The organism is Pseudomonas sp. R4-84, from assembly GCF_054130985.1.
The window spans coordinates 2,390,414-2,410,752 of sequence record NZ_CP096390.1; the positions used below are offsets into that span (position 1 = coordinate 2,390,414).

Here is a 20,339-nt window from a genome sequence, read left to right on the forward strand (position 1 = left end):
TGTCCATCCGCCAGCGCGAGCAAGCCCGCTCCCAGGCTTTCATGTACCTCGATCACGGCGCCAACGGTAGAAACCTGCTTTGCGCCAGTGACCGGCCTATCTGGCCACGATGCACGTTTACAACCGCATAAGGGCTGTCGGCCTTGGCAAGCAGCGAATGATAATGTTCGTGGCGTTGTTCCTTGGTCTTGAGGTGGGCGACGGTGTAGTCAGCTTTCGGCGAATCCACCGTTTCATAGTGAAAATGCCCATACCAGAGCGGGAAACCCTTGCGGTCATTGACCGCGTATTCCTGGAGGAAGTCCTTGCGAGTGCCCTTCAAGGGCTGGCGTTTGCCGAGCAGCGCGACTTGAATCAGGTTTTTATCGAACAAGTAGCGAAGGTTGCCGTCGGTGGGCGGCAGGTGCAGGCTCAGTTCGGTGCGCAAGGCACTGCCTTTGCTGCCCAGACTTGAAATCGCATCCGACAATTGCTTGCCCAGCGCCTGGTCCGCCGCTGTGCGAGATGTTTTCGAGGCTGTGAAGGCGCGGTCCAGTTCATCGGCGAGCACACGGAAGCGACTGGCTTCGTTGCTCATGATTTCTTCGATCTCCTGGGGATGTCGGCAGCGCTTTTTGTAGTCATCGGCGCGGCGCAGGCGTTCCGCCAACTGTCCCAGCAGGGCCTGTGCATCGGCCTTGATTGCTTTGATGGAGCGCGTTCGGGGAGCGGGCCGTGGTCGACGCACTTCGACGACATCCCAGACATCGTCGTGTTGCGAATACGTGGAAAGCACCTCGTCATTGGCTTGCGAGCGCAGCTCCACGACTTCGATCGGCAAGCTGGTACCCGCAGGCTTCAGGTCGCCAATCAGCACGCCGTTCTTTCGCGTCTTGATCACCTTCTTCTGAGGACGGCCGGAGGGCGACTTAGGCCGTTTTGACGGGCGCTTGCGAGGTTTTGGCTCGGGTTTGACTTCGGCGGCAAGCTTGCTGGAGGCGTCTTGGTACAGGCTGTCGACCAGTGAGATCAGCTTGTCGAAGTACGCTTCGTTGATGTCGTCGATATAGAGCGTCTTCATGCCGAGCAAGGCATCCAGCGTCTTGGCGTATCGCTCGGTCAGGCTTTCCAACACTTCCAGATGCTCAAGCTCAGGCAGGTCGTACATGCCCAGTTCCGAGTGCGAGCGCACCTGCTCTCCCAAAGGCTGGAGGATACGAAACAAGCTGTCGGGCAGGTCGCTCTCCGGGTGCTTGATCGACAGCAACGGCAATGTCGCCAGTTGCAGGGCCTTGGAACCCAAGGCATTTCGCTCGTCCAGTGGACGGTCTTTAACCAGACGCTCGTAGACCTGGGCGCCTGCGCTGTCCAGGTTCAACAGTCTGTCCAGGTACTCATCCTTGAGTTCCAGCCAGTAGATGGCCCGCTCATTGATCTCGACGGTCTGATCGAGGAATTTCAGATAGTCCCTCATGTTGGAAGTGACGGCCGTCAACACCAATTCTTCCCCATAGTTCGGGTTGGCTGCATTGAGGGCGCGTTGCTCCATATCAGTGACCAATACCGCCCTGCGGGCGTTGATGACCACATTTTCCATCAGCGCACGGATTTCCTTGGCGGGAATATCGATACCCAACCTGGCATGTTCCGGCGCCCTGTCGAGCATCGTCAGGTAAATGTCGACCTGTTCTTTGTTCAGGTCATAGAACACTTTGCGCCTGGGGCCCCGCTGGTTTTCGGTTTTGGTGCTGTCATTTTCTACTCTGTTGAGTATCTGTTGAGCGACGTCCAGCTCCGTTTGCAACCTATCAATGCGCTTCCTCATCGCATTTGTCTCTTCGATCAAGGTGATGGTTCTTTTAAAGTTCAGTTGCCGTTGCTCGGCAATGCGTTTAGGCGGCATGCCCCCCCTGAGGCGCAGGCTCAGGTCAATGGACCAGTTGCCTTGGCCATCCGTTTGCAGCGCCGGGCCCATCCTGAGCCGGTCGAGCGGGTCGACGATCCTGGTGCTGCCGTCCGCTTCCGGGCTGATTCGATACAAGTTTTCGTTCACCAGCGCGTGCCATTTGTTACCGATCACATAGAGGCCCTTGAAGGGACCGTAGTGGATCGGTTCGGGGAGAGATTCGGGGCGGGGTACTTGCATGCGTGCCAGTTGGGTGCGTTGCTGCGACGTCAGGCGATGACGGGCGCCGGTGAAACTGAAATCGAGAATGCGGTCGAGGGCGCCGGAATGCGCGTCGGGCAGGGAAACGGATCCTTCCAGGATGGCCGGCACCGGCGGCGCCGGCCATTGTTCGGCCGTGGCACGTGGAGCAGGGGCCTGCATGGCCTGCTCCTTGACCGTTTCGGCGATGGGCACGCGTGGTGGCGCCGGGCTGGCGTGCAACTGGCTGGTCAGCATGGCGAGGTTGACCAGAAAATCGACGGCAGCCAGCTCCCGTGTCACAGGGTCTTCGCTGATCAGGGCGGGAATGTCGCGACTGGCGCTGGCCATCAAGCTCCATAACCAGACCGCGGACATGGCCGGGCCTCGCAACAACGGGAACAGCAACGTGTTGAACAACAGGCTGCCGCCTTCCAGCAATGCCGCCCAGCGGCTTTCGCTGTTCGAGACGGAGTTTCGGTCGGCCTGTGTGATCAAGGCCTGTGCGTTGCAGCCATACAGGTACTGGAGCAGTTCGCCTCGGTGCAGGTACTGCAGCAACTCGTCATTCATGCCACCGGTGGCAAGCGTGGCCGGGACGGGTTTTTCGGGGGCGCTGAATTCGTCGCCCTGGAAAAAACGCACGATGTGCGGCTCCGTAAAGCCACCGTTGGCATACACCGAGCGCGCCGCGTCGGACATCCAGGTCAGGACGCTGGTTTGCAGGTCGCCCGTAGTGGCGATGGCCTGTTGCAGCGCCAGGCGGGTGGGAAACTCCATCAGCGAGGGCACGTACAGCGGACGGTACAACAGATGCGGGCCGGTGCTGGCGTCCTGTGCTTCGACGATAAACATGTTGCTCGCGATGTCGGGCTGGGCCTGGGGTTTGCGCAGAAAGGCCAGGTGACGCATGACAACGGGCTGCCCGTCGACTTGTCGACCCTCGGTGTCGGGTTGGAAAACCGCTTCGATGAGGCGCAGCCCTTGGCGGGTCATGCCGTTTTTTTCGGTGAGCATCTGCCGCAGCGCTTCGAGCGGTAACTGCGCCGGGACCTGTTCGGCAAATATCTTTTGCTGCTCACGGGCTTGGGACGAGTCGCCCAACAACTCTTGTTGCAGGTAGCGAGGATAGGTCGTGCCGATGTCGACTTGCTCGATCAGCCCGTTCTTGCGGGTGATGAAATCTGTTGTCAGCCAGGCCGGCAATGACAGGCCCTGCCGGTGGGCGAGTTGCAAATGGCCGCTGGGACGGGCGACAAGATTGTTGATGGCCAGGCGGGTAAGGCTCATCGTCCTGCGTTCGCTGATACCGGCCGTTCCGGGATATCCCGCGGATACTGTGAAGATCAGCTCGATGTCATCGGGTTGGTACTGGCTGGGGTCGGCCTTGTCCGGGCTGATGTCGTTGGTTTTGTTCATTTGCGTGAGCAGCGCCTCGGCGGCAAAGGCCTTGATGTCGCTGGGGTGGCTTGGGCCTTGAATCCGACTTCTGATACTCGCCAGCCCCAGGCTGTACCGCTGGAATCGGCCGCAATCGGCCAGGGATGCATTTTTTAACCAATCGGGGAGTAGCGGCGCGAGTCGAGCCGATGTCTCAGGCGTCAGCCTTGGTGCATCGCGCAGGCATCGCGTCGGGTCGCTCAAGTCGCTGTACAGCGCACTGAGGTTCGCCAGGCCGATTTTTGACGGCAGTTGCACGGCCTTCAGCTCGGTGAGTTGCTGCTCCAGGATCAGCGCGGCCTGGGTGTCGAAAAGGTCGCCGTCGAGCTCGTAGCGTTGGCAAGTGATCGTGTCGACCACATAGCGATTGGCGATCTGTTCGCGCCAATGGCGATTGAAGGCGTCTAGCGATTCGAAAGGTCGGATGGCGGCGCCCGGGCTGCATAGCAAGAGCGTAAGCCCGTACTCGGTGTAATGCATGAGCAGAAGATCGCTGCTCGGCAGCACCGAGGACACGGCGCCTTTGGTCAGCACGCTGTTCAGGCCATACACGTATACCGCAGAGGCATTGCGCTGGAAACGTTGCTCGCGGTCCGGCCACCGGACGATCTGGTCCAGCGCCTCGCAGGCGGGCACCGTCAGGCCCGGTTGCTGAAGCCTGCGGATATGCAACGAGATCCTCAGCGTATCGCCCAGCCAATGCCAGCGGCTGGTGCGGGCAGCCACCCGGGTGTGGGAGATGGTTTCGGCATCGCCGTTCCAATAGCGGGTCAATGCTTCTTCGAGCCCGATCGGCACGGTCCAGGGCAGCTCATGCAGCAGTTTCTCGACAACCTTCATGTCGAGCCTGTCGTTGCCCGACCAGAGACGGCTGGGGACCGAGTCGGACAGATAACAGTCCAAATTACCCCGTGAACTGAAATCCACCGGCGTGCCGAGGGCCAGGTAATCGAGCACCAAGGGCATGAAGGGTTGGTAGTTCCAGCCTTGGGCGGCCTCGTTCGGTGTCGCCAGTCGGGTCTTGTCGAGGTCGATGGCCAGCGCGGGGTATTTTTCCCTGAGGGCTTGCCCGAGCACCTGCTGGACAACCTGCTTGAAGGTCGGGCGGGCGGACATCGGGTTGATGGTGTGCGCGGCGGCCGGCGGGCTGCCGGCCGAGGAGAGCGTGTTCATGAGAATTCCTTTTCTGGACGCATGGCCGTCGGGATGACGGCGAGAGTCAAGTGTCGGGATTCTCTTTCCCTGCGTGCGGTATATAGGTACCACCCGCTGGGGATGGCTTGTGTCAGGCCGGGGCGGGATCGCTGCCCAACACCACGTTCAAGGCGCTGCGGGCATCATCCAATTGCACCAGGGTGGCGTGGCGTGCGCCGAGGGCGTCGCGGTTCTCGATGGCGGTGAGGATCGCCTTGTGTCGCGGCATCGCCAGTTCATGCAGGTTGGGCCGCTGGTTGGAGTGCTTGAGCGCTTCGGCAATGGCCACGGACAACATGTTGCAGAGGTTGGCGAGCAGGTCGTTGTGGGTGGCGTCGGCGATGCGGCTGTGGAAATCCAGGTCCGGTTGCAGCAGCGCTTCGGGAGTCGGTGCCGCTTCCATGCGTTGGTAGGCTTCGCTGATGGCGGCAATGTCTTCGTCGGTGGCGAACTGCGCGGCGAGCGCGGCGGCGGCCGGTTCGATGATGCTGCGCACGCTGGTAAGCAGGCCGAAGAATTCATTCTGCGGGCTGCTTTGCATCAGCCAGTGCAGTACGTCCGGGTCGAGCATGTGCCATTCCCGACGGGCCTTGACCACCGTGCCCACACGCGGCCGTGAATACACCAACCCCTTGGCGACCAACACCCGCGTGGCTTCGCGCAGCACGGGGCGGCTGACGGCGTACTCTTCGCACAGCAACGCTTCGGCGGGCAGTTTGTCGTCGGGCTTGAAGCGGCCGGAAACGATCTGTCTGCCCAGTTCCTGGACGATGCGCGCATGCATGCTTTTGCGGTCGGAGGGTTTACGGTAATCCATGGGACGCGGCGCGATCCTGTGTGCGTGGGGTGCTGCGCATGATAGCAGGCGCGGCAGATATTCATCAGGCCAAACCCTTGGGGCTGAATGGCCCTGTGGCGAGGGAGCTTGCTCCCGCTCGGTTGCGCAGCAGCCGTAAAAGGGGCCTGCTGCGCAGTCCAGCGGGAGCAAGCTCCCTCGCCACAGTCAGCTATGACAGCCAACTGGGGTGTTGGATGTTCAACCGCTATCGCGAGCAAGCTCAGCTCCCACAAAAGCTCCGCTCCCACAAAGTTTGCTCTCACAAAGCTTGCTCCCATAAGGGGGGGCGGGGTCAGTGGGAGTGACGCGGCACCTCGGCGCCGCGGCAGCCCACCAGGAAGTCGAAGTCGCAGCCCTGGTCCGCTTGCAGCACATGGTCGATGTACAACTGGCGATAGCCGCCCACCAGCAATTGTTGCGGTGGTGCGAGGTCGGCCAGGCGCGCGGCGAGTTCGGCGTCCGGGATGTCCAGGTGCAAGCGGCCACTGGCGCAATCGAGTTCGATCCAGTCGCCTTCTTTCACGGCGGCCAAAGGTCCGCCAGCCGCGGCCTCCGGCGCCACGTGCAGCACCACGGTGCCGTAGGCGGTGCCGCTCATGCGCGCATCGGAAATGCGCACCATGTCTGTCACGCCCTGGGCCAGCAGCTTGGCCGGCAAGCCCATGTTGCCCACTTCAGCCATGCCCGGATAACCCTTCGGCCCGCAGTTTTTCATGACCAGGATCGAGTCGGCATCGACGTCCAGTTCCGGGTCGTTGATCCTGGCCTTGTACTCGTCGAAGTTCTCGAACACCACCGCGCGACCACGATGTTGCATCAGTTGCGCCGTGGCGGCGGATGGCTTGAGCACTGCGCCCAATGGCGCCAGGTTGCCGCGCAGCACGCAGATACCGCCGTCGGCGCGGATCGGGTTGTCGAGGGTGCGGATGACTTCGTCCTGGCCGTAGATCGGCGCGTCCTTGGTGTTTTCACCGAGGCTCTTGCCGTTGACTGTCAGCGCGTTCGGGTGAGGGATCAGGTTGGCTTCACCCAGGCGACGCAGCACGGCGGGCAGGCCGCCGGCATAGTAGAACTCTTCCATCAGGAAGCGCCCGGATGGCTGCAGGTCGACGATCGTCGGCATGCCACGACCGATGCGGGTCCAGTCGTCCAGGTCCAGTTGCACGCCGATGCGTCCGGCGATGGCCTTGAGGTGAATCACCGCGTTGGTCGACCCGCCTATGGCGGCGTTGACGCGGATGGCGTTTTCGAAGGCTTCCTTGGTCAGGATCTTCGACAATCTCAGATCTTCACGGACCATTTCCACCGCGCGCATGCCGGACATGTGGGCCAGCACATAACGACGGGCGTCCACGGCCGGAATCGCCGCGTTGTGGGGCAGGGAAGTGCCGAGGGCTTCAGCCATGCACGCCATGGTCGAGGCCGTGCCCATGGTGTTGCAGGTGCCGGCCGAGCGGGACATGCCGCCCTCGGCGGCGAGGAAGTCGTCAATGGTGATGGTGCCGGCCTTGACCTGCTCGCTCAACTGCCAAACCACCGTGCCTGATCCGATGTCCTGGCCCTTGTGCTTGCCGTTGAGCATCGGGCCACCGGTGACGACGATGGCCGGCACGTCGCAACTGGCGGCGCCCATCAGCAAGGCCGGGGTGGTCTTGTCGCAACCGGTGAGCAGCACCACGCCATCGATCGGGTTGCCGCGAATCGCCTCTTCCACGTCCATGCTCGCCAGGTTGCGGGTCAGCATGGCGGTCGGGCGCAGGTTCGATTCGCCGTTGGAGAACACCGGGAATTCCACCGGGAAACCCCCAGCCTCGATCACGCCGCGTTTGACGTGCTCGGCGATCTGGCGGAAGTGCGCATTGCACGGCGTCAGCTCCGACCAGGTATTGCAGATGCCGATGATCGGCTTGCCGTGGAACTGATGGTCGGCGATGCCCTGATTTTTCATCCAGCTGCGGTACATGAAGCCGTTCTTGTCGGCAGTGCCAAACCATTGGGCCGAGCGCAGGGAGGGTTTCTTATCAGACATGATCGATTCTCTTATTGTATGACTATATTGTTCGAGCTGAAGCGTAACATAAGCGCAATTTGCGCGGTTTGGAAGTGTTGTTGAGTAAATAGTATTACTATATAGTCCGATTCAACGGAGGGGTTGTCCTGGCGTTCGTTCGCGAGAGAAATCCCCCAAGGTTCTATAACAACAACAATCGGAGACCGGCCCCATGAGCCAGGAATTGCGGCTTATTCGTCGCATCACTCTCAAACTGATTCCCTTCCTGATCCTGCTGTACTTGATCGCCTACGTGGACCGCTCTGCGGTGGGCTTCGCCAAGTTGCACATGGGTGCCGACATCGGCATCGGCGACGCCGCCTATGGCCTGGGCGCAGGACTTTTCTTCATCGGTTATTTCCTGCTGGAAATCCCCAGCAACCTGATGCTCGAACGCTTCGGTGCTCGGCGCTGGTTCGCCCGGATCATGATCACCTGGGGCGCCATCACCATTGGCATGGCGTTTGTACAAGGGCCTCACAGTTTCTACGTGATGCGCTTTTTACTGGGTGCGGCCGAAGCCGGGTTCTTCCCGGGCGTGCTGTACTACATCACCCAATGGTTCCCGGTGCGCCATCGTGGCAAGATCCTCGGGCTGTTCATTCTTTCCCAACCCATCGCGATGATGATCACCGGCCCTGTGTCCGGTGGCTTGCTGGGCATGGATGGCATCCTTGGCCTGCATGGCTGGCAGTGGCTGTTCATCGTCATCGGCCTGCCGGCGGTGCTGTTGACCTGGCCCGTGCTGCGCTATCTGCCAGATGGCCCGCAACAAGTGAAGTGGATGGACCAGGCTGAGAAGGACTGGCTGACCGGCGAGCTGCAAAAAGACCTCGAGCAATACGGCCAGACGCGCCACGGCAATCCACTGCATGCGCTGAAAGACAAGCGAGTCTTGCTGCTGGCGCTGTTCTACCTGCCAGTGACCTTGAGCATCTACGGCCTGGGCTTGTGGTTGCCGACACTGATCAAGCAGTTCGGCGGCAGTGACCTGGTGACCGGCTTTGTGTCCTCCGTACCGTATATCTTCGGCATCATCGGCCTGTTGATCATTCCCCGCAGTTCCGATCGCTTGAATGATCGCTACGGTCACCTGGCCGTGCTGTATGTACTGGGCGCCATCGGCCTGTTCCTCAGTGCCTGGCTGTCGGTACCGGTGTTGCAACTGGCCGCGCTGTGCCTGGTGGCATTCGCGCTGTTCTCTTGCACAGCGGTGTTCTGGACCTTGCCAGGACGTTTCTTCGCTGGCGCCAGCGCGGCGGCGGGCATTGCGTTGATCAACTCGGTGGGCAACCTGGGTGGCTACATCGGGCCGTTCGTGATCGGTGCGCTGAAGGAGTACACCGGCAACCTGGCTTCGGGGCTTTATTTCCTGTCGTGCGTGATGGTGTTCGGCCTGGTGCTGACCGGCGTGGTCTATCGCCTGCTGGAACGCAAGCATGTGCTGCCGGCGGATCAGTTCGCGGCGAGCGCCCGGGGGGCGACGCGTAGCTGAACTTATTGCAATTGTGAACGAGAGCTTTTGTGGCGAGGGAGCTTGCTCCCGCTCGACTGCGCAGCAGTCGCAAAAACATACGCTGTGCTTGCCTAAATGAACTCGGCGCCAGAAGTTGGGGGTGCTTCGCCCCCCAGCGGGAGCAAGCTCCCTCGCCACATAAAGCCTGCTTCGCCTATTCATGTTTTGTTTACAGGGAGAAAACCCATGCGTTTAGTTCAGTTCGAATTGAGTAACGGCGAGCGCCGCGTCGGTGTGGTCGAGGGCGATCAGGTACGTGAAGTGCAGGGCGCCGCCACTGTGCGGGAGCTGGCGCTGGCCGCGATCGAGGCGGGCGTGAAGCTTGAGCAGCAGGTCAACGGCTTGGGCCTGGGGGCGAGCCATGACTACGCGCAACTGCTCGGCGAACTGCGTATCCTGCCGCCGCTGGACCACCCGGACCCGGCGCACTTGCTGGTCAGCGGCACCGGCCTGACCCACCTGGGCAGCGCTTCGGCCCGGGACAAGATGCACCAACAGGCCGGCGACGAAGCAGCGATGACCGACACCATGCGCATCTTCAAATGGGGCGTGGAGGGCGGCAAACCACAGGCCGGGCAGGCCGGCGTGCAGCCGGAATGGTTCTACAAGGGCGACGGCAGCATCGTGGTCCGCCCGGGCCATCCGTTCCCGTTGCCACCGTTTGCCGAAGACGCCGGCGAAGAGCCGGAGATCAGCGGCCTGTACGTCATTGGGCACGATGGCAAGCCGTATCGACTGGGCTTCGCGGTGGGCAACGAATTTTCCGATCACGTCATGGAGCGCAAGAATTATCTCTACCTGGCCCATTCGAAACTGCGCAGTTGCAGCTTTGGCCCGGAACTTCGCGTGGGTGAATTGCCTCAACATCTGTCCGGGACCAGTCGTATCCTGCGCAACGGCGAAGTGTTGTGGCAGAACGAATTCCTCAGCGGCGAGGCGAACATGTGCCATAGCCTCGAAAACCTGGAATTCCACCACTTCAAGTACAGTCAGTTCCTGCGCCCGGGGGACGTTCACGTTCACTTCTTCGGCACCGCGACGCTGTCGTTCGCCGACGGCATCCGCACCCAGCCGGGGGACGTGTTCGAAATCAGCCAGGCCGAGTTCGGCGCGCCGCTGGTCAACGGCATTGCCCCGGTAGACGCGGTATTCAATCCGGGTACTATCGGCACACTTTAAGAGGAGACTTGCGATGAACCAGATCCTTGGTCACAACTACATCGGCGGTGCGCGCAGCGCGGCCGGCCAGACTCGCCTGCAGAGCGTCGACGCCAGCACCGGCGAAGCCTTGCCCCATGAATTCGTCCAGGCCACGGAGCAAGAAGTCGACGCGGCCGCCAAGGCCGCTGCGGCGGCGCATCCGATCTACCGTAGCTTGAGCGCGGCGCGCCGGGCCGAGTTCCTCGACGCCATCGCCGATGAGCTGGACGCCCTGGGCGATGATTTCGTCGCCGTGGTCTGCCGCGAAACTGCCTTGCCAGCGGCCCGCATCCAAGGCGAGCGCGGTCGCACCAGCGGCCAGATGCGCCTGTTCGCCAAGGTCCTGCGCCGTGGCGATTTCTACGGTGCGCGTATCGATCGCGCCTTGCCGGAGCGCACGCCGCTGCCGCGTCCGGACCTGCGTCAGTACCGCATCGGCCTGGGTCCGGTGGCCGTGTTCGGCGCCAGCAACTTCCCGTTGGCATTTTCCACCGCCGGTGGTGACACCGCCGCCGCCCTGGCCGCCGGTTGCCCTGTCGTGTTCAAGGCCCACAGCGGCCACATGGCGACCGCCGAGCACGTGGCCGATGCGATCATTCGCGCAGCGGAAAAAACCGCGATGCCGGCCGGCGTGTTCAACATGATCTACGGCGGTGGTGTTGGCGAATGGCTGGTCAAGCATCCGGCGATCCAGGCCGTCGGTTTCACCGGCTCCCTCAAGGGCGGGCGCGCCCTGTGCGACATGGCGGCCGCTCGGCCGCAGCCGATTCCGGTGTTTGCCGAGATGTCGAGCATCAACCCAGTGATCGTATTGCCGCAGGCCTTGAAAAATCGCGCCGACAGCGTTGCCCGCGACTTGACCGCCTCGGTGGTGCAGGGCTGCGGTCAGTTCTGCACCAACCCTGGCCTGGTGATCGGCATCCGCTCGCCGGAATTCACCGCGTTCACCCAGCAGGTAGCTTCGCTGATCGGCGACCAGGCGCCGCAGACCATGCTCAACGCCGGCACGCTGCAAAGCTACGGCAAGGGCTTGCAGAAGCTCCTGTCTCACCCGGGCATCGAACACCTGGCCGGTCGCGATCAACAGGGCAACCAGGCCCAGCCGCAATTGTTCAAGGCCGATGCCAGCCTGCTGATCAACAGCGACGAAGCGTTGCAGGAAGAAGTCTTCGGCCCGACCACGGTGTTCGTCGAGGTCGCGGACCAGGCGCAACTGACCGCAGCCCTGAACGGCCTTCATGGCCAGCTCACCGCCACGATGATTGGCGAGCCGGAGGACTTCGAACAGTTTGGCGAACTGACGCCGTTGCTGGAGCAGAAAGTCGGGCGCATCTTGCTCAATGGCTATCCAACCGGCGTGGAGGTGTGTGATTCGATGGTCCATGGCGGGCCTTACCCGGCGACATCCGATGCCCGTGGCACGTCGGTGGGTACGCTGGCGATCGACCGGTTCCTGCGTCCGGTATGCTTCCAGAACTACCCGGACAGCCTGCTGCCGGAACCGCTGAAAAACGCCAATCCGCTGGGTATCCTGCGGTTGGTGGATGGGGTGCCGGGGCGCGAGGCGCTCTGAGGGTTGCGGTGAGGTCGTTACATTCGAGTTGAATGTGCCGGCCTCTTCGCGAGCAGGCTCGCTCCCACAGTTGGATTTTCAGCGAACACAAATTTTGCATTCACTGGAGATCCCCTGTGGGAGCGAGCCTGCTCGCGAAAGCGATATGTCAGGCAACACTGCTTTCGAACCTTATGGCCCAAGGCTCACTCCTACATTGGGTTATCATGCCGCCTTTCCCAATGAACGTTGACCGCCATGATTGCCTTGACCGACACCCTGCTGCATGCCCTCGAACACTGCGACATGCTGATCATCGACGGGCTGCACGCGTTCGATTTCTCCCTCGACGAGCAAGACCAATTGCACGTCGAGTGCATGAACGGTCGCACCCGCGAGCATTGGCGTTTCACTGAGGCGCAGATGCAGGCCGCGACCTTCGACGAAGCCCTGAAGCATTGGATCATCACCAGCGATTCGGGCGATCACCACTTGGCATGCGTGGAAGCGACCAGCGGCCACGACGATGAGGACTCCGATCATGAAGATGCGTAGTTTCTGGCCCTTGTTGATGGCCGGCAGCGTCGGCGCCATGGGCGTCCAGGCGGACACTGGCGAGCGCCATCAGTTATTGGTGGGTTCCTACACGGCGAACCAGAGCCAGGGCATCTACCGCCTGCGATTCGACAGCCGCACCGGCCAGATCGATGCCAACCCATTGCAAGTGATCAAGACGCACAACCCTTCCTGGCTGACCCTTTCCAAGGACATGACCCGGTTGTTCGTGGTCAACGAAAACGGGCCGGGCCAGAAAGACCCGGTGGGCAAGGTCAGCAGCTACGCCATCGACCCGAAGACCTTTGAACTGAGCCTGATCAACCAGGTGCAATCTTTGGGCAACGAGCCGACCCACTCCAGCCTGAGCCATGATGGCCAGCATTTGCTGGTGAGTAATTATTCCGTCCTGGAAAACCCGGGCGGCACCCTGGTGGTGTTGCCGGTGGGCGCGGACGGTAGGTTGGCGCCGGTGGTGCAGATGGGCAGCCATCAGCCGAGTCGGGTCAATTCCGAGCGGCAGAAGTCGGGTCATGTGCATTCCTCGGTGTCGTCACCCGATGGCAAATATGTGTTCGCAAACGACCTGGGGGCAGACAAGGTGTTTGTCTACCGTTACGACCCCAAGGCCAACCCCGAAATGCCGCTGACGCCTGCCGATCCGCCGTTCGTGCAGTTGCCACCGGGCAGCGGACCGCGCCATCTATTGTTCAGTGGGGATGGCAAGCACGCCTGGCTGACGATGGAAATGACGGCCCAGGTGGCCGTGTTCGATTACCAGGACGGTCGCCTGACCCAGCGCCAGCTTGTGGCGCTGGCCGATGGAAAGCCGCAGCCAGGTAAAGCCGCGGCAGCGCTCCATGCTTCCAAAGACGGCAAGTTCCTGTACGTCAGCAATCGTGGCACCACAAACGAGATGCTGGTGTTCGCCGTCGACCTGGCTTCCGGCACCCTGAAAGAGCTGCAGCGACGCTCCGTCGAGGGTGATCATCCTCGAGAGTTCAGCCTGGACCCGAGCGAAAAATTCGTTCTGGTCGCCAATCAGAAAAGCAATCAGATCGTGGTCATCGAGCGCGATTTGAAGACCGGCCTGCTGGGCAAGACCGTCCAGAAGCTGCCCATGGACGCACCAAGCGATGTGAAATTCCTCGTTCGTCAATAACTCGAGGCCCCGATTTTCGGGGCTTTCGGAGTTGTATCAACGAGACTGATAGTCGCTAGTATTACAAAGCATTTCAAGACGAGACGCCTCGGCGCGTAAGTTTGCTTCACGGCCCCACCGGGCAAGTCAGCCAACTGAATCCGAGGATTACCGCCATGAACATGAATCTTTTTTCCGTGATCGCCGCTTCCGCCATCTCCGCCACCGTGGCATTGCCCGCCAGTGCCAGCATCGAGATCAGCGACAAGAAAAACCGCACCCAGAGCTACACCGAAAAATACCTGCAACAGAGCGCCAACTTCTACGCGGCGCTGGATCACAAGACTCAACACTGAGCACGCTCACACTGAAGCCTGCGATCTTTTCATCTCCTCATCGAATACGGAGAGACAAGATCGCAGGCTTCGTGCGTTCAGAAGGAAAGTTTTGTTGTGATGTCACATAGCCATGTGTTTAAATTTGACGCTAGTTAATTGACTCCTTGCTAATAAGGATCGACACCATGGCGATGCGTCTGGCAGTGATGTTGCTGTTCCTTTATTCCACCCCGATTGTTTCGGCGGCCCAGCCGATTCCCGGTGAATTGGAAGTGGCTCGCGAGCGATTGTTGAGCTTGTTGAGCGACTGAGCGGATAACTTTTATCGATCAATTAAACTGATGGTGACTATGCATATTAGTCGCTACTCATAACGGTTTATTTGATTGATTCTGTCGGCATTCAAACATGCCCACGGAGCCTCCCATGGCCAGTGCAATCCTAATCTGCGCCAAGCGCGGCGCCTACCTAGCCATCGGCCTCTACGTAACGCTGGTGCTGGTAGTCAGTCTCGGCACCCAATACCAAAACGTTGCGGAACCCTCCCTCCAGGCTTCAGCCGTGAGCGTCACGCATGCCGTCGCGAAAGGAGCGGCCGGAGCATGAGCAGGTGCAAATTCTGGGTGATCGCCTTCCTGGCATTCATCACCAATGGCTTTTCATTGCTTGGATTGGGTCAGGCGTCGGCGGGGTCGTTGGCGCGGACCATCGAATGCAACCACAGCATCGCCCACAACATCCTCACGGCCAGGGCGCTGGGTGTGTTGGTGGGGAACCCGCCGGTCAAGCCGAGGGCGGCGGTGTTCGGGCCATTTCAAATTGATTGCGCCCAAGCGCCCATGTGCAGCGCTGGATAAATACCTATTTGGCCATGATCGTCACAAACAGCTCTGAATCCAGTAAACCCTCCAACCATTCCCGAAGCCGAGGGTAGGGCGACTGGGCAAACCACTCGCGATCTACATGGGCGAACTGGCGCACGAACGGCATCAGCGCCACGTCCGCCAGGCTCAGGTGATCCGCGGCCAGGAACTGGCGGTTTTCAAGCAATCCGTCCAGCTTGCGCAGGAACGCTTCACCCTCGCTCCGGTAATGCAGCGCCGAGTGGTCCGGATGGCGCTCCGGATATTTGTAACGGTTGAGGTGAAGCTTGAAAACCTGGTCGTTTTCTTCGATCAAGGTCGCCGTCAGGGCACGACCGTCGGGATCATTCAGCAATGTCCAATCCTGCGGATCATGCAGGCCCAAGGCCCAGTGCATGATCTCGAGGCTTTCATCGATGACCCGTCCATCGGCATGCAAGACCGGCACCGTGCCTTTGCTCGACAGCGCGAGCATTTCCGGTGGTTTGGCCTTGAGGCTCACTTCGACGATGTCCAGCGCGATACCGCTGTAGCGCAACGCCATGCGGGCGCGCATGGCGTAGGGGCAACGGCGGAACGAATACAGCGTGGCGTGGCTCATTTCACCTCCACCGTGCTCAATCCGTTGCCTTGACGCCGGACCTTGATTTGCACCGGGATGCGCTCGTGCATTTCCTGCACGTGGGAAATGACCGCGACCTTGCGCCCCTGGGCCTGCAACCCATCCAAGGCGTCCATCGCCAGTTGCAGCGACTCGGGGTCGAGGCTGCCGAAGCCTTCGTCGATGAACAGCGACTCGATTCTCAGCGTGTTGGACGCCATCGAGGCCAGGCCCAGTGCCAGGGCGAGGGAGACGAGGAAGGTTTCGCCGCCGGACAACGAATGCACCGAGCGCAATTCATCACCCATCTCGGTATCCAATACCAGCAGGCCGAGCATGCTGCCGCCGCGCTTGAGGCGGTAGCGGCGAACCAATAGTCGCAACTGGGCGTTGGCGTGGTGGACCAGCAAGTCGAGGTTGTACGCCTGGGCCAGTTTGCGGAAGCGATCGCCAGTGGCCGACCCGATCAATGCGTCCAGGCGTGCCCAGCGCTGGTACTCGGCGTAGGCTCGTTCGATTTGTTGGGCCAGGGCCTGGTTGGCAGTCTGCCTGCGCTGGTCCTCGGCCTGTTCGGCACGCAGCTCTGCGCAGCGTTGTTCGCTGGCCGCGAACTGCCCGTGAAGCGTGGCGAGGGCTTCGGCCAATTGTTCCGCCGGCAGGTTGCCGTTGTGTTGCGACTGGTGGTTTTGCAGCCGCTGCTCCCGTTCGGTGAGCAATACGCGGGCCTGCTCGATGGCTTTTTCGCTGTTGAGCAAGCGTTGCCGCAGGTGAGCGACCTGTTGGTCGTCGAGACCAAGCAACGCGCCCAGCGCGGCGTCGTCCAATTCCGGATGAGCTGCGCGCCACTGGGCAATACCCGCGGCCAACGCCTGCTGTTCGGCCTCTAGGGATTGGGCCTGCTCATGGCGTGCCTGGAGTTCGGCAGCCAACTGCACAAGGCTGTTGCGCAGATCCTGCAATTGTTGATTGGCCGTCGTCTCGGCATGGCGAGCCTGTTCCAGGGCCAGGTCGATTTGGTGCTGCCATTGTTCGGCGCTGGCGTGTTCACCGAGCAGTTGGTGAAGCTTTTCCTCGCACGCCTGTCGTTGCGCGTTCAACGCGCTGAACTGGCGCTGCGCCGATTCCAGTTGCTGTGTGCGTATCTGCTGGCGATCCTGTTCTTTCTCCAGGGCTTGCTGGCGCTGGACTTGGTCGGCGAGCTCTTCGCGTTGCTGTTCCAGTTGCGCGAGGCGCTGGCTGATCCGCTGGTCGAGTTGCATGAACGTGGCGGCAGGTTCGCTGCGCAGGGCCTGCAACGTGTCGGCCGGCAACAGTGCGCTGAAGTGCTCAAGCTCCTCGTCCAGGCGCTGGCGATCCCGGGCCAGTGCCTGTAGCTGGTTGTTCAGGTGCTGCGAGGCTTGTTGGCTGGCTGTTTCTGCATCGCGCAGTTGCTGCGCCAGCTTGGCGGCGTCCTGTTGCAGCGTAAGCAGGGCGGCCTGGCGATGTTCGTCCTGGCTGATGAGTTGATTCAGCTGTGCGGTTTGCTGGGCCAGCCAGCTGTCGCGCTTGGATGAATCCTGGGCCAGCAGCTGCGCCGACAGCGGGTGAGCTTCAAGGCTTGGCGCCACGCTCCGTTGTTGGTCGGTGAGTTGTTCTTGCTGCTGCTTGAATTCCTTGAGCTGAGCAATGACCCCGCTGTACTGGGCCCGCAGTTCGATGACTTTTTCATTGAGCAGGTCGACGGCCTTGCGAGCGTTGGCCTGTTCGCTTTCATCGAAGCGCCCGAGGCTTTGCAGCAGCGCTTCGGGTTGGTGGTAGGGATGTTCGACACTGCCACACACCGGGCAGGGCTGGTTGTCCTGCAATTGTTCGCGCAGATGCTCGACGCTTTCGCTACGGGCCAGGCGCTGGCGTTCCAGCAGCTCGCGGGTCACGGTCAGCGTCTGTTCGGCGACCGCCAGCTCGGCCTTGGCTTCGCTGCCTTCACGCACCAGTCGGTCGCGTTGCTGCAAGGCTTGCTGCTGGCGCTGTTCCAGTTCGGCGACACGCTTGTCCAAATCCTGCTGGCTGGCCCACAACCGAGCCAGGTCTTCGAATGCACGTAACTGCTTGCGGTTGTCTTGCAGCAGGTTGCCAAGCAGTTGGATCTGTTCGGCCACGGCTTGCGGTTCGGCACCGGCCTCCTTGTAGAGCACCTCAAGACTTTGTCGGCGGGTTGCGAGGTCTTCGGCGGCACGAGCGGCGGTTTGTTCCAGCAGCGCAAGTTCTTCCTGGCCCTGGTTCAGTCGATTGCCGATCAGCATCAGTTGCTGGAGGCGATCGCGGTAGGCGCCCCATGCATCACTCAGTGTTGCGAGGTCTGTGCTTTGTTCCAGTTCGCCGGCAATCCGTTCAAGCCGTTCGCCAACCTGCTGCTGTTGTTCCAGCAAGGTGTCGATCGTGCGCTGGCCGTCAGTGCTTGCCTGCTGGGCGTGCTGTAACTGCTCGGCGCCTTGCTCGGCCTCCCTGGCCAGGCGGGCGAGGCTGCTTTGTTCGTCGAAGGCCTGACGCAGCAGTGGCGTGCTGTCGGTGCTCTGCTGGCGGGCGGCGGCCACGGCCAGCTGCGCGATGCCGAGGCCTTTTTCCAGTTCGGCCTGCCGTTCATGCAACTCGACGTGTTGCTGCGTCAGCTGTTGGATCCTGGCCGCGAGCGGGTCCAGCTGCCGGGCCAGTTCCGCCTGACGGATGAACTGATGCCGCTGGGGTGCCAGCTGTTCCAGGCGGGTCAGTTTCAGGCGTTCGTCTGCCAGCGCCTCCCAATCGGCCTGGGCCCGTTGCAATTGCTCGGCGGCGCTGGCCTGTTCGTCCTGCAGATGGCGCAGGTCCTTGAGCCAGGCTTGTTGCTGCTCCAGTTGCTTGAGCTGCGCCTGTTGGGTTTTGAGTTGCTGCTGGGCTTCGTTGAAGTGCTGATCCAGCTCGGCGCGGGCTTCGGGTGATAGCGGTGTGACGCCCGTGGCCTGGTCCTGCAATTGCTTGTGGGTTTCCTTGGCCTGCTTGGCTTTGTCGAAGGCACGACGACCGAGGCGTGTATACAGCGCGGTGTCGGTAAGCTTTTCCAGCAATTCGCTGCGGTCGTTGTCGTCAGCCTTGAGGAAGGCGCTGAACTCGCTCTGGGCCAGTAGCACGGCACGGGTGAACTGCTCGAAATTCAAACCGAGGACGGCTTCCAGTTGCGCTTTGTATTCGCCTTTCTGGCTGGCCAGCAGTTGGTCATTGTCCAGGTCACGCAGGCTCTGGCGGCTGGCTTGCAGCTTGCCGGAGGCTTTTTCCCGGGCACGATTGGCCTCCCAGCGAGCCCGGTAGCGGCGACCGTCGATGCCGCGAAAATCCACTTCGGCATAACCCTCGCCGGTCCCACGACGCAGCAGCGTGCGTGGATCGCCCGTGCCGATTTCGCCGTCGGCGTCGGGCACCTTGGCGTCACGACCGGTGTTGTTCAGCCGTGGCACCGCGCCGAACAGCGCCAGGCACAAGGCATCGAGCAAGGTGCTTTTGCCGGCGCCCGTGGGGCCGGTGATGGCGAACAGACCGGCGCTGGCCAAGGGTTCGGCGGTGAAATCGATTTCGAACGGCCCCGCCAGGGAGGCGAGGTTCTTGAGACGGATCGCGAGGATTTTCATGGCTGTTCGCTCTCCATCTGTACATCCTGCAGCAGCACGGCAAAGTCCTTGAGGGTCTGGTCATCGACTGGGTTGCCGTAGGTGTCCTGCCAGGCGCGGCTGAACAGTTCCTGTGGGCTGAGCTGGTCGAGTTCAATCAGCGCCGCGCCTCCATCGGCATCGCCGGAGCCACCGCTGCCGGCATACTCGGCGGCGATCCGCACCAGTCGCACGGCTTTGCCTTGCAGGGCGGTTTCGACCTGATGTCGCAGGTCCGGCTGCGGTTCATCGAGGCGCACCCGGACTTCCAGCCAGGGCTGGCGATGGATGTCGGCCAGCAAGTCGATGTCCGGCAAGTCCTTCAGTTGCACCAGGATGTCGGCCAGGGGCGCCGGGCCCAGGCGTTGCAAGTTGACGGCGCGGGGAATCAGCCGTGGTTCGACGCTGACCAGGGTTTCGCCGTTTAGGGCGATGTCGAGGATCTGGTGCCGGTAGCCGATTTCGGAAAACGACAACGGAATCGGCGATCCGCTGTAGCGGATGCGTTCTTCACCGTTGACCTTTTGTGGCTTGTGCAAGTGACCGAGGGCGACATAAGTGATGCTTGGGCCGAACAGGCTGGCTGGCAGGGCTTCGGCGTTGCCGATGATCAGGCTGCGCTCGGAATCCTCCGATACCGAGCCGCCGGCCATGTGTGCATGGCTGACGGCAATCAGCGCCTGGCCCTTCTTGCGCTTGGCGTTGGCGGCGGCAATCAGCCATTCGTGGACCTGGCCGATGCCGCGCAAATAATCATCCCCCAGTTGCGCGCCCGTGACCTCGGCCGGCCGCAGGAACGGCAGGGCCAGGCACCAGGCCCGGACCTTGCCCTTGGCGTCGGGCAGCGGCAGCAGCAGGCGCTCGACGTCCAGCTGCCCATCGTCCAGCCACAGGACGCGGCCCAGGGCATGGGTGCGCAGGCGGCGCATCAGCGGCGCCGGCAATTCGATGCGCGAACCGGAATCGTGATTGCCCGCGATCATGACGATGGTCAGGTTGGCGTTTTGTTCATGGGCGCTGACGATGAAGTCGTACAGACGCTCCTGGGCTTTGACGGGCGGGTTGACCGTGTCGAAAATGTCGCCGGCGATCAATAGAACGTCGGGTTTTTCGCTGGCCAGCTGACGCAGCAGCCAATCAAGGAAACAGGCGTGTTCGAAGTCGCGATCCTGGCCGTGGAGGTTTTGCCCCAGGTGCCAGTCGGAGGTGTGAAACAGACGCAAGGCAGACTCCAGAAAACAGACGATGGCCGCGGGAAGAGAGGCGGCGC

At 61.6% G+C, this 20,339-nt stretch carries 15 protein-coding genes; 9 read left to right on the plus strand and 6 right to left on the minus strand.

The genetic code is table 11. The annotated features are described in order from the left end of the window. Positions 1 to 52: 52 nt before the first annotated feature. The 3 genes from M1D68_RS11090 to M1D68_RS11100 form a co-directional block, all read right to left on the minus strand. Positions 53 to 4,738 (minus strand): dermonecrotic toxin domain-containing protein, encoded by a 4,686-nt coding sequence (locus M1D68_RS11090; protein WP_457970349.1) that lies wholly within the window; start codon positions 4,736 to 4,738, stop codon positions 53 to 55. Between the two features lie 112 nt (positions 4,739 to 4,850). Beyond that, positions 4,851 to 5,576, minus strand: a complete 726-nt coding sequence (locus tag M1D68_RS11095; protein WP_434563751.1) for a FadR/GntR family transcriptional regulator — start codon at positions 5,574 to 5,576, stop codon at positions 4,851 to 4,853. Positions 5,577 to 5,889: 313 nt separating this feature from the next. Beyond that, entirely contained in the window at positions 5,890 to 7,626 is a 1,737-nt protein-coding gene (locus M1D68_RS11100) for an IlvD/Edd family dehydratase (RefSeq protein WP_420766546.1), read from the minus strand. 193 nt (positions 7,627 to 7,819) lie between these two features. Here M1D68_RS11100 and M1D68_RS11105 point away from each other — a divergent pair, with 193 nt between their 5' ends. From M1D68_RS11105 to M1D68_RS11145, 9 genes are all read left to right on the plus strand, one after another. Continuing rightward, positions 7,820 to 9,142: an MFS transporter gene (locus M1D68_RS11105; RefSeq protein WP_420766545.1), complete on the plus strand. Its 1,323-nt coding sequence runs from the start codon at positions 7,820 to 7,822 to the stop codon at positions 9,140 to 9,142. Between the two features lie 207 nt (positions 9,143 to 9,349). Beyond that, positions 9,350 to 10,342 (plus strand): AraD1 family protein, encoded by a 993-nt coding sequence (gene araD1 / locus M1D68_RS11110; RefSeq protein WP_434563753.1) that lies wholly within the window; start codon positions 9,350 to 9,352, stop codon positions 10,340 to 10,342. A 13-nt stretch (positions 10,343 to 10,355) separates the two neighbouring features. Beyond that, entirely contained in the window at positions 10,356 to 11,936 is a 1,581-nt protein-coding gene (locus tag M1D68_RS11115; RefSeq protein WP_457970352.1) for an aldehyde dehydrogenase (NADP(+)), read from the plus strand. 237 nt (positions 11,937 to 12,173) lie between these two features. Then, positions 12,174 to 12,470 (plus strand): DUF5629 family protein, encoded by a 297-nt coding sequence (locus tag M1D68_RS11120; RefSeq protein ID WP_457970354.1) that lies wholly within the window; start codon positions 12,174 to 12,176, stop codon positions 12,468 to 12,470. Further along, complete coding sequence (locus M1D68_RS11125; RefSeq protein WP_457970356.1) at positions 12,457 to 13,632, plus strand: lactonase family protein; 1,176 nt, start codon at positions 12,457 to 12,459, stop codon at positions 13,630 to 13,632. Before M1D68_RS11120 ends, M1D68_RS11125 begins: the two co-directional genes overlap by 14 nt. A 155-nt stretch (positions 13,633 to 13,787) precedes the next feature. Then, a complete protein-coding gene (locus tag M1D68_RS11130; protein ID WP_420766540.1) occupies positions 13,788 to 13,967 on the plus strand; it encodes a hypothetical protein in 180 nt (59 codons plus the stop codon). Between the two features lie 167 nt (positions 13,968 to 14,134). Beyond that, entirely contained in the window at positions 14,135 to 14,260 is a 126-nt protein-coding gene (locus tag M1D68_RS11135; protein WP_434563761.1) for a hypothetical protein, read from the plus strand. A gap of 115 nt (positions 14,261 to 14,375) precedes the next feature. After that, the gene (locus tag M1D68_RS11140; protein WP_434563763.1) at positions 14,376 to 14,555 is read left to right on the plus strand and encodes a hypothetical protein; all 180 of its coding nucleotides are present in this window, start codon (positions 14,376 to 14,378) and stop codon (positions 14,553 to 14,555) included. After that, positions 14,552 to 14,806, plus strand: coding sequence for a hypothetical protein (locus tag M1D68_RS11145; RefSeq protein WP_434563765.1), 255 nt, complete (start codon positions 14,552 to 14,554; stop codon positions 14,804 to 14,806). The genes M1D68_RS11140 and M1D68_RS11145 overlap by 4 nt, the downstream gene beginning before the upstream one ends. A gap of 4 nt (positions 14,807 to 14,810) precedes the next feature. Here the strand turns inward: M1D68_RS11145 and M1D68_RS11150 are convergent, their stop codons facing one another. Genes M1D68_RS11150 through M1D68_RS11160 form a run of 3 tightly spaced genes read right to left on the minus strand, consistent with a single transcriptional unit; the run spans position 14,811 to position 20,292 of the window. Next, positions 14,811 to 15,413, minus strand: a complete 603-nt coding sequence (locus M1D68_RS11150; RefSeq protein WP_457970358.1) for a glutathione S-transferase — start codon at positions 15,411 to 15,413, stop codon at positions 14,811 to 14,813. Next, on the minus strand, positions 15,410 to 19,051 hold the full coding sequence (locus M1D68_RS11155) for an AAA family ATPase (RefSeq protein ID WP_457970360.1): 3,642 nt from the start codon (positions 19,049 to 19,051) through the stop codon (positions 15,410 to 15,412). The genes M1D68_RS11150 and M1D68_RS11155 overlap by 4 nt, the downstream gene beginning before the upstream one ends. Further along, positions 19,048 to 20,292 (minus strand): exonuclease SbcCD subunit D C-terminal domain-containing protein, encoded by a 1,245-nt coding sequence (locus tag M1D68_RS11160; protein WP_420766537.1) that lies wholly within the window; start codon positions 20,290 to 20,292, stop codon positions 19,048 to 19,050. Before M1D68_RS11160 ends, M1D68_RS11155 begins: the two co-directional genes overlap by 4 nt. Positions 20,293 to 20,339: the final 47 nt, after the last annotated feature.

What these genes read in the sequence shown, in the direction of transcription:
- araD1 (WP_434563753.1), top strand. Translation starts at nt 9,350, where the DNA reads ATGCGTTTAGTTCAGTTCGAATTGAGTAACGGCGAGCGCCGCGTCGGT.
- M1D68_RS11130 (WP_420766540.1), top strand. Translation starts at nt 13,788, where the DNA reads ATGAACATGAATCTTTTTTCCGTGATCGCCGCTTCCGCCATCTCCGCC.
- M1D68_RS11120 (WP_457970354.1), top strand. Translation starts at nt 12,174, where the DNA reads ATGATTGCCTTGACCGACACCCTGCTGCATGCCCTCGAACACTGCGAC.
- M1D68_RS11155 (WP_457970360.1), bottom strand. Translation starts at nt 19,051, where the DNA reads ATGAAAATCCTCGCGATCCGTCTCAAGAACCTCGCCTCCCTGGCGGGG.
- M1D68_RS11100 (WP_420766546.1), bottom strand. Translation starts at nt 7,626, where the DNA reads ATGTCTGATAAGAAACCCTCCCTGCGCTCGGCCCAATGGTTTGGCACT.
- M1D68_RS11125 (WP_457970356.1), top strand. Translation starts at nt 12,457, where the DNA reads ATGAAGATGCGTAGTTTCTGGCCCTTGTTGATGGCCGGCAGCGTCGGC.
- M1D68_RS11140 (WP_434563763.1), top strand. Translation starts at nt 14,376, where the DNA reads ATGGCCAGTGCAATCCTAATCTGCGCCAAGCGCGGCGCCTACCTAGCC.
- M1D68_RS11095 (WP_434563751.1), bottom strand. Translation starts at nt 5,576, where the DNA reads ATGGATTACCGTAAACCCTCCGACCGCAAAAGCATGCATGCGCGCATC.
- M1D68_RS11090 (WP_457970349.1), bottom strand. Translation starts at nt 4,738, where the DNA reads ATGAACACGCTCTCCTCGGCCGGCAGCCCGCCGGCCGCCGCGCACACC.
- M1D68_RS11150 (WP_457970358.1), bottom strand. Translation starts at nt 15,413, where the DNA reads ATGAGCCACGCCACGCTGTATTCGTTCCGCCGTTGCCCCTACGCCATG.
- M1D68_RS11115 (WP_457970352.1), top strand. Translation starts at nt 10,356, where the DNA reads ATGAACCAGATCCTTGGTCACAACTACATCGGCGGTGCGCGCAGCGCG.
- M1D68_RS11135 (WP_434563761.1), top strand. Translation starts at nt 14,135, where the DNA reads ATGGCGATGCGTCTGGCAGTGATGTTGCTGTTCCTTTATTCCACCCCG.
- M1D68_RS11105 (WP_420766545.1), top strand. Translation starts at nt 7,820, where the DNA reads ATGAGCCAGGAATTGCGGCTTATTCGTCGCATCACTCTCAAACTGATT.
- M1D68_RS11145 (WP_434563765.1), top strand. Translation starts at nt 14,552, where the DNA reads ATGAGCAGGTGCAAATTCTGGGTGATCGCCTTCCTGGCATTCATCACC.